Below are 8050 nucleotides of genomic sequence, written 5' to 3' on the forward strand. Positions count from 1 at the left end.
GGGGGGGCGGCGGCGTCAAGCATGGCAGGCCCTCAGCAGCAGGCGCCGGACGCTGGCGGCCACGCGGTCGCGGAAGGCCCGCACGCGCGACTCCGACGCACCCGACGGTGGCGGTTCATGGGGTTCACCCACGGCGAAGGTGAGTTGGACTGGCAGCGGAAGCGGCCCCAATCCCATCACCAGGGGCATGCGGTATTTATCCTCCGCGGCCAGGCGCACACACCAGCGGTCCTCGTCCGGAGGCCAGAAGAAGGTGTCATCCACCCCAAAACCGGCGAAGGGTACCACCGGCACCCCGGCCTGCATGGCCAGCCGCACGAAGCCCAGGGTGCGCTCCCACCGGAGGCGGTAGCGGCCCTGGCTGCGTTTGAAGGTCTCCCGCGCGCCGCCCGGATAACAGACGACGAGCTGTCCCTCCTGGAGCGACCGGAGCGCGTTCTCCCGCGTCCCCTCCACGCCGCCCAGCCAGGGCAACACCGTGCGTACGAGGGGAATCTTGAAGAACCCCCGCTCCGCGAGCCCCAGCGGATAACGCCCCGTGGCCCGGTGTAGCAGGTGGAAGAAGGCGGGGGTCTCGTATCCCCAGACACCGTGGTTGCCCACGAGCAGCAGCGGCCCGTGCCTGGGCAGGTGTTCAGCACCCATCAGCCGCGCGCGGTGATAGCGCGCGGACAGGGCGGCGCCGTGCTCCGCGAAACGGAAGACGGCCTGCCGGACGTGGGCGAATGGGTTTTCCACGGTGGAGCCAAGATGCAGCCGCCCTCGCGGGCCGGCACCCTGGGACCAGGCAGCCGGGCAGGGGCTCCACCGCCGCCGTCACCGGAAAAGGGCATGCACGCCAGCAGGCTGCCTTTCACGGCGGTGGACCCGGCGCGGTTGTCCGCCCCCGAGGCCGTGCTGATGCTTGGGTGCATGGCCGGCCCGTTCGACATCCTCCTGCAACAACACCGTGAGCTGGAGGAGCTGCTGGAGCGGCTGGCTTCGGAGACAGACGCGGAGGAGCTGGCGCACGGTCAGGAGGCCCTCTCCCGCCTCCTGCGGCTGCACTCCCGCCTGGAGGAGCGCTGCGTCCAGCCGCTGCTGACGCGCGTGGAGGGCCGTAACCGCGCCCGCGAGGAGGCGGAGGATCACCTCACCCTGCGCGAGCTGATGGAGGAATTGCAGGAGCTGACGCCACGCGGCGTCGAGTGGCAGGCGCGCCTCTTCACCCTCGAAGACCTGGTCGTGGCGCATGTGCAAGCCACGGAACATCTGGTGCTCCCACGACTGTCCGCGTCCCTGGACGCGGACGAATTGGAAGAACTGGGACACGACCTCGCACTTACGTACGAGGAACTGCTGGAGCGCTCGCAACACCCCCCTGCCTCCAGTCGCGGAGCGTTGTTGGAACCCCTGCATTGGGATGCGTGAGCAGCGCCCGAAAGCGCCGCCGAGCCCCATTTCCCGGGCCTTTCCCACCTGCTGATACGCAGTGGCGTCACAACTTTTTATCGCTTCCTTCGACAATTGCCTTTCTGGAAGGTATTGGTAGTCCGGCGTGCAGCTTCACGCCAAGGCAATGCTCCCCCCTTAAATCGAGGATTGTTCGAAATGTCAGTTGACAAGGCGTTCCGCGAGATGATTCGCAACGAGATTGAAGTCCAGCTCAAGCCCCTGCGTGACGTGGTGTCTCGTCTGGAGTCGGGCACGGCGGACCTGGATGCGCTGCGCAGCGTGGCCGAGCGGCTGGCGCCCCTGGCGCAGGTGGTGGGCCCCCTCTTCGGCGCGAACGCGCCCGCGGCGGGCAAGCCGGGCCGTCGTCCCGTGGGTCGTCCGGCGGGCCGCGCCGCGGTGAGCGCGCCGGTGGCGGCGGTGGGTGGCAAGCGCCGGGGCCGCAAGCCGGCGGCGGCGGAAGGCGGCGCCCGTGAGTGCGCCATCAAGGGCTGCGGCAAGCCCAGCCGCACCAAGGGCTACTGCGCGGCGCACTACCAGAAGCTGCGCATGCTGGAGAAGACCAACCGCCGTCCCTCCGAGTGGTCCGACTACGCCAACCCCAACAGCGTGGAGGACATCAAGCTGCCCCGTGGCCGCGCTGCCTCCAAGGCGCTCGCGGAAGCCGCTCAGAAGAACGCTTAAGCAGTACAGTTGCCCCGGCCCGGGCAGAGGTGGTGGACCCCGTACTTCCGTCTGGAAGCACGTGGCTGGATTGACCGCGCGGAGGATGTGCTTGCGCCGCGAGGGGGATGGTGTGCATGAGTGCCCGGGCCATGAACAAACGCGACCTGGAGCCTGGAATCGTCACGGACCTCGCGGGCCGGACGACGTATGGCGATTACCTGCAACTGGACCGGCTGCTGTCCGCGCAGGTGCCCCGCTCCCAGCCTCCTCACCACGACGAGCTGCTGTTCATCGTCCAGCATCAGACGAGCGAGCTGTGGATGAAGCTGCTCATCCACGAGCTGTCCGCCTGCATCCGCTACATCCAGGCGGACCGGCTGGAGCCGTCGTTCAAGATCTTCGCGCGCGTCGCGCACATCCAGCGGATGCTCTTCGAGCAGTGGAGCGTGCTGGAGACGCTCACGCCCAACGAGTACCTGGAGTTCCGCGACACGCTGGGCCACGCGTCCGGCTTCCAGAGCTTCCAGTACCGGGCGCTGGAGTTCCTGCTGGGCAACAAGGACGACGCGGCGCTGGGGCCCTTCAAGCACGTGCCAGGCGTGCACGCGGAGCTGGAGCGCCTGCTGGAGTCGCCGGGCATCTACGACGAATTCCTGCGCCACCTGTCGCGCATGGGCCACGACATTCCCAGAAGCCACGTGGAGCGCGACTGGCGTCAGCCGTATGAGAAGAGTCCTCAGGTGATGGAGGTGTTCCGCCGCATCTACTCGGACACCGAGAAGCACTGGGATGCGTATGAGATGTGCGAGAAGCTGGTGGACACCGAGGAGCGGTTCCAGCTCTGGCGCTACCGGCACATGATGACGGTGATGCGCATCATCGGCTTCAAGCAGGGCACGGGCGGCTCGTCGGGCGTGGGCTTCCTGCGCAAGGCGCTGGACCTGCGCTTCTTCCCGGAGCTGTGGGACGTGCGCACGGTGCTGGCGCCGCCCGCGAAGCCCCGGGGCACCTGAGTCGCGCCGCGCCGCTCGTGTCCCCGCATGCTCCGCGGACCGGCAGGGGCGGGGTGCCAGCCGGTGCGCGGGCTCCCTAGCTTGGGAGAGGTCAAAACCTCTCAACGCGCGAAGGAGCCCCCATGGGTGAGCACGAAAGCCCCCGGAAGGAACCGCAGCTTCCGGAAGACGAACAGCAGAACAAGCGTCAGGCGGGAGACCGCCCCATTCCCACGCCTGGCCATATTGGCAATCTGCCAGATAATGGCCCGGGCCCGGGTGGCATAGGCATCAAGCTGCCCGAGGGCGGCGGCGACTGAGTGAAACATCCGGAAATGTTTCAGGCCGGAGGGCCCTTCCGGGGCTCCCGTCCGCCGGGGTACACGTGTCAGACGGGCATGAGAGTGTCCGGGCATGTCCCTACCTGCTAGGTTGCTCGTTCCAGAGATGACCCGAAAGCCCGCCACCTACGCCGACCTGGAAGCGCTCCCCTCGAACCAGGTGGGGGAGATCGTGAACGGGGAGCTGTACGCGAGCCCCCGGCCGGCGTCGCCGCATGCCTCCGCGTCCTTGCAGCTGGCCACTGAGCTGAACAACCCTTTCGGACGGGGGCGTGGAGGGCCTGGAGGGTGGCTCTTCCTCTTCGAGCCGGAGCTGCACCTGGGCAAGGACGTCCTGGTGCCGGACCTCGCGGGTTGGCGCCGGGAGCGAGTGCCCAAGATGCCCAACGTCGTGGGCATCACCCTGGCGCCGGATTGGCTGTGCGAGGTGCTGTCCCCGTCCACGTCCCGGTTGGACCGCTTCCGGAAGCTGCCCGTCTACGCCCGCGAAGGAGTCAAACACGTCTGGTTGGTGGACCCGCTCCAGTACACCCTGGAGGTCTTCCGTCTGGAAGGCTCCCACTACCTCCTCGTAGGGACCCATCAGGACGCGGAGACCGTCTACGCGGAGCCATTCGAGGCGCTCGCGCTGGAACTTCGCGTCTTGTGGGAGGACATCGCGGAGTAGGCTGCTGCGCACCATGTCCGCGCCCGCCGGAATGACGCTGCTCTTCGAACAGGCCCATATCCTCTGCTACCGCACGTTCGACATCGCGGAGGAGATCGACCTGGAGCGCGCACGCAAGGCGCTGTCGGAGGACTCGCGCCGGTTGAAGCTGTCGCGCGAGAACAGCCAGTACATCCAACTGCCCAACCCGCCCGTGGCCTATGAGCTGGGCCGCCGGCCGCTGGCCCTGCGCGGCGGTCCCGTCACCGTGGACGCCACCGCGCGCCTGTTCGACCACGGCGCCGCGTCCATCATCCTGCGCGTCCCCGTCACGCCCGGCACCACCTGGGAGACCCTCACCCACGTCGCCGACGAGCTCTATGACAGCCAGGCGCTGGAGGACCTGGCGCTGGAGCTGGTGGAGGGCGTGCGCCGCACCATCTCCGCCGCCGTGCAGGGGCCGCACCTGTGGGACCAGAGCGAGAGCTACACCGTCATCCTCGCCGAGCGCATCCAGGGCAACCCCTCCGCGGAGGAGCTGTTCCAGCGCGCGGACATCGCGCGGCTGTTGTTGGGGGAGAGCACCACCGCGCCGCTCGCGCCGCGCGAGCGCGAGGCCGTCACCCAGGTGCGCTTCAGCTACACCGCCCATGACCTGGTCGTCGTGGACTGGAACAGCGCGTTCGTCTACGAGCCGTCCGGCTCGCGCGACATCCCGGACCTGTTGGAGATCGCCAACGCGCAGCTGCTGGAGTTCCGCTACTACGACGAGCGGTTGGACAAGCACATCGCGCGCATCCACGACGAGGTGCAGGCGCGCAAGCCCGGCTGGCTCACGCTGTTCCGCAGCCCGTACCGCAACCTCGCGCGCGAGACGCTGGGCACGCTCGTGGACCTCAACGAGTTCGTGGAGCGGGTGGAGAACAGCCTGAAGATCATCGGCGACTTCTACCTGGCCAAGGTCTACGAGGGCGCGGTGCGCCGCCTGCGCATCCCCGCGTGGCAGGCCTCCGTCACCCGCAAGCAACAGCTGCTCGCGCAGACCTATGGCCTGCTCAAGGGCGAGGTGGACATCGACCGCTCGCACGTCCTGGAGGTGATGATCGTCGCGTTGATCATCCTGGAGATCGTCCTCGCCTTCGGCCGCGTGTTCCAACACTGACGGCGGTTTCCAGCGGGTTCTCCTTTTCTTCCAGGAAGTGAGAAAGCGACGGAACTTCCGGGCCCGTCCCTCCGATACCTCCTCTTCGAGGCGCACTTCGACAGCGGGAGCGGCACATGGCGGTCAACGGCTCGGGCAACTCCACGGCTTCCAACGCGGCGGAAGCGGCGCGCAGGGCGGCGGAGGCCGCGGCGAAGGCGGCCGCGGAGGCAGCGCGCAAGGCGGCGGAGACCGCGGCGAAGGCTGCCGCCAACACCGTGAAGCACGCCACCCCGGGCGCCTCGGGCTTCGACGCGCCGAAGGTGGATGCGCGCAAGCCCCGGCTGGACGCGGGCACGGCGCCCGCGACGTCGCTGCTGAACGAGGACACGCAGGACGGCAGCGTCAACTGCCTGGACCGCGCGGCGGACTGGGTGGAGACGGCCAGCCCGCAGCTGCGTGCGCGCAGTGAGCTGGTGTTCCTGAAGGACGCGCGTCCCGGCGCGGAGGGACAGACGGGGCACGTGGTGGTGCGCCAGGGTGAGCGCGTCTTCGACCCGGCCAGCCAGAAGAGCTACGACTCGCTGGCGGACTACCAGCGCGCGCAGCCGCAGTACCAGCAGGTGGGCTCGCTGCCCGCGACGCAGGCGGCGCGCATCTTCTCCACGCCCCCGGGCTCCCCGGAGCGGCAGGCCGCGCTCGCCCAGGCGAAGGTGTCGCCCTCGCTGCAACGGATGCTGGTGGCGGACGCGCCCGTGGAGGGCGCCAACGTGTCCGCCACGGCGGCCACCGAATCGCGCGAGCTGAACCCCGAGTCCGTGGCACAGGCGGAGGCCTGCTACGCGCAGCTCCAGCAGGCGCATTACCTGGGCCAGCCCTACCTCGCGGCGGAGATGCTCCAGCAGCACTCGAACGATCCGGACTTCCAGGCGGCCTTCATCGGCCTGATGGCCGAGGGCGGTTCGGACAGCGTGCTGCAGAACGTGGTCACGGGCATGGAGGGGCTCTTCATCAACACCAATGGCGAGTTCCGCGGCACCGAGGAACAGCGCCAGGCGCTCACGAAGGGCCTCCAGGCGGCGCTGGACGCGGGCACGCTCACCCAGGCCGACCTCCAGGCCATGAGCCAGGCCTCGCCGTACGTCTGGGAGCCCGTGCTGGCGGCGCTGGACGTGACGCCCGCCCAGCGGCCGGAGGGCGCGGACGCGGCCCTCGCCGAGGTGGAGGGCGCCACCTCCGGGTACGAGGACGCGCTGGAGGCGGCCCGCGAGAAGGACGAATGGCTGGGCCAGCAGCTCGCGGGCCTGGGGGACACGCTCACCCCCGAGCAGAAGCAGGCGTACATCGAAGCGTTCCGCAACGACCCGGAGAACAAGGGCGTCTACGACACGCTGGAGGCAGCGGGCGCGAAGCTCGCCCAGGCCGTCAAGGACAACGCCGCGGTCCTGGAGGCCGCCGCGTACGCGAACCCCGAGCAGGACGGGGCCGTGCTGCGCAAGGGGCTGGAGCTGCTCGCGGCCTCGCCCCACGCCGCCGTGGCCGTGGAGCTGGGCGCCAGGTACCTGGCGGACCCCTCCAGCCCCATGGGCCAGGTGGCCGCGGGCTGGGGCGAGGACTTCTCCAAGAAGATCCTGGAGACGGGCGTCCCCAACGCGGCCTCGCAGCTGCTGGCGACGCAGGATCCGGACTCGGCGCTCGCGCAGCTGGAGGTGCTGCTGGACCCGCTGAAGAAGGCGGGCGGGGCGGGGGCCTCCGCGTTCTCCGACATCAAGGACGGCCTGGAGGCCATCAAGCTCGCGCGCGCGGGCAACTTCGACCGGCTCCAGCAGCTCGCGGGGAAGTGGGACAAGGCGAGCCCGCTCCTCAAGGGCCTGACGGCGGCGGGCATCGCCTTCGGCGCGGTGGGCGCCATCCAGGCGGGCCGGGAGGGCGACTTCCTGGGCGTGGTGAAGAACCTGGCGAGCGCGGGCGAGAGCGGCGCGCGGCTGACCGCCAGCGTCCTCCAGTCCATGTCCATCGCGGGGGACGTGGCGCAGGGCGCGTCCTTCGCGGCGAAGCTCGCGCCGGCGCTGGGGCTGGTGGCCAACGCGGCGTCGCTGGGGCTGCACGTCAACCAGTTCGTCCAGGACAACAACCCGGGCTACCTCATCGCCGCGCTGGGCGACGCGGTGAGCGCGTTGGGAAGCGCCATCGAGCTGACTCCGGGCGCGCCCGCGGGCCTGCTCATCAACGGCATTGGCGCGGCCATCACCGTCATCGGCGAGCTGACGGCGGGCTTCATCGAGGCCGGCAAGCTGGACGACGCGCGCGAGAAGTACCTGGAGGCGATTGGCATCGACCCCGCGCTCAGCCAGACGCTGCGCGACGCGGACACCGAGCGCATCCAGGAGCTCACGCAGGAGCTGGGCATCCCGCCGGAGGACGTGCAGGAGCTGGCCCAGCAGTTCCCGTGGCTCTTGACCGAGGGCACGAACAACGGGCTGTACCTGGACCCCACGGTGAAGATGCTCCAGGCCTACGGCATCAAGGGCGAAGAAGCCTACGCGCTCTTGTCCACCATGGGCGCGGGCAACGAGGACCCGTCCAACAGCACCTTCGTCGTGCTGATGAACCTGGCGCGCGAGGCGAGCTGGGCCCAGACGCCGGAGGACTTCGACCGCATCCTCAACGACCTCAAGCAGTCGCTCCCGGAGCACGCGTCCACCCTCGACGCGCTGCTGCAAGCGGGCCAGGAGCACCGCGCGGGGTAGGGCGCCCCCTGGACCGTCCGAAGGGAGGAGGGTCCCGTCGGGTGGGGGACGCGTGCTCCGGGAGCGACTGCTTGAGGTCGTTG

8 protein-coding genes are annotated in these 8050 nt (G+C 69.5%); 7 read left to right on the forward strand and 1 reads right to left on the reverse strand.

Going from position 1 to position 8050, the window contains the following annotated elements:
• Positions 1-15: 15 nt before the first annotated feature.
• Positions 16-738, reverse strand: a complete 723-nt coding sequence (locus D7X32_RS41620; protein ID WP_120608056.1) for a lysophospholipid acyltransferase family protein — start codon at positions 736-738, stop codon at positions 16-18.
• A gap of 93 nt (positions 739-831) precedes the next feature.
• On the opposite strand from D7X32_RS41620, the gene D7X32_RS41625 reads away from it, so the two are divergent.
• The 7 genes from D7X32_RS41625 (at position 832) to D7X32_RS41655 (ending at position 7967) form a co-directional block, all read left to right on the forward strand.
• On the forward strand, positions 832-1410 hold the full coding sequence (locus D7X32_RS41625; RefSeq protein ID WP_244239471.1) for a hemerythrin domain-containing protein: 579 nt from the start codon (positions 832-834) through the stop codon (positions 1408-1410).
• 180 nt (positions 1411-1590) lie between these two features.
• Positions 1591-2115 carry a cell wall protein gene (locus D7X32_RS41630; protein WP_120608057.1) on the forward strand — a complete coding sequence of 175 codons (525 nt, stop codon included), beginning with the start codon at positions 1591-1593 and terminating at the stop codon, positions 2113-2115.
• Between the two features lie 131 nt (positions 2116-2246).
• On the forward strand, positions 2247-3110 hold the full coding sequence (locus D7X32_RS41635) for a tryptophan 2,3-dioxygenase (RefSeq protein WP_120608058.1): 864 nt from the start codon (positions 2247-2249) through the stop codon (positions 3108-3110).
• A gap of 122 nt (positions 3111-3232) precedes the next feature.
• Positions 3233-3409 carry a hypothetical protein gene (locus tag D7X32_RS45805; RefSeq protein WP_158625858.1) on the forward strand — a complete coding sequence of 59 codons (177 nt, stop codon included), beginning with the start codon at positions 3233-3235 and terminating at the stop codon, positions 3407-3409.
• Between the two features lie 127 nt (positions 3410-3536).
• A complete protein-coding gene (locus D7X32_RS41645) occupies positions 3537-4097 on the forward strand; it encodes a Uma2 family endonuclease (RefSeq protein ID WP_120608060.1) in 561 nt (186 codons plus the stop codon).
• A 13-nt stretch (positions 4098-4110) separates the two neighbouring features.
• Entirely contained in the window at positions 4111-5238 is a 1128-nt protein-coding gene (locus tag D7X32_RS41650; RefSeq protein ID WP_120608061.1) for a hypothetical protein, read from the forward strand.
• Positions 5239-5354: 116 nt separating this feature from the next.
• The gene (locus tag D7X32_RS41655) at positions 5355-7967 is read left to right on the forward strand and encodes a phage tail family protein (RefSeq protein WP_120608062.1); all 2613 of its coding nucleotides are present in this window, start codon (positions 5355-5357) and stop codon (positions 7965-7967) included.
• Positions 7968-8050: the final 83 nt, after the last annotated feature.

The organism is Corallococcus carmarthensis, assembly GCF_003611695.1.
In the GTDB taxonomy this organism is placed as follows: Bacteria; Myxococcota; Myxococcia; order Myxococcales; family Myxococcaceae; genus Corallococcus; species Corallococcus carmarthensis.

Coding starts and splice junctions, on each gene's coding strand:
- D7X32_RS41630 (WP_120608057.1), top strand. CDS start 1,591: ATGTCAGTTGACAAGGCGTTCCGCGAGATGATTCGCAACGAGATTGAA.
- D7X32_RS41645 (WP_120608060.1), top strand. CDS start 3,537: ATGACCCGAAAGCCCGCCACCTACGCCGACCTGGAAGCGCTCCCCTCG.
- D7X32_RS45805 (WP_158625858.1), top strand. CDS start 3,233: ATGGGTGAGCACGAAAGCCCCCGGAAGGAACCGCAGCTTCCGGAAGAC.
- D7X32_RS41635 (WP_120608058.1), top strand. CDS start 2,247: ATGAACAAACGCGACCTGGAGCCTGGAATCGTCACGGACCTCGCGGGC.
- D7X32_RS41655 (WP_120608062.1), top strand. CDS start 5,355: ATGGCGGTCAACGGCTCGGGCAACTCCACGGCTTCCAACGCGGCGGAA.
- D7X32_RS41650 (WP_120608061.1), top strand. CDS start 4,111: ATGTCCGCGCCCGCCGGAATGACGCTGCTCTTCGAACAGGCCCATATC.
- D7X32_RS41625 (WP_244239471.1), top strand. CDS start 832: ATGCACGCCAGCAGGCTGCCTTTCACGGCGGTGGACCCGGCGCGGTTG.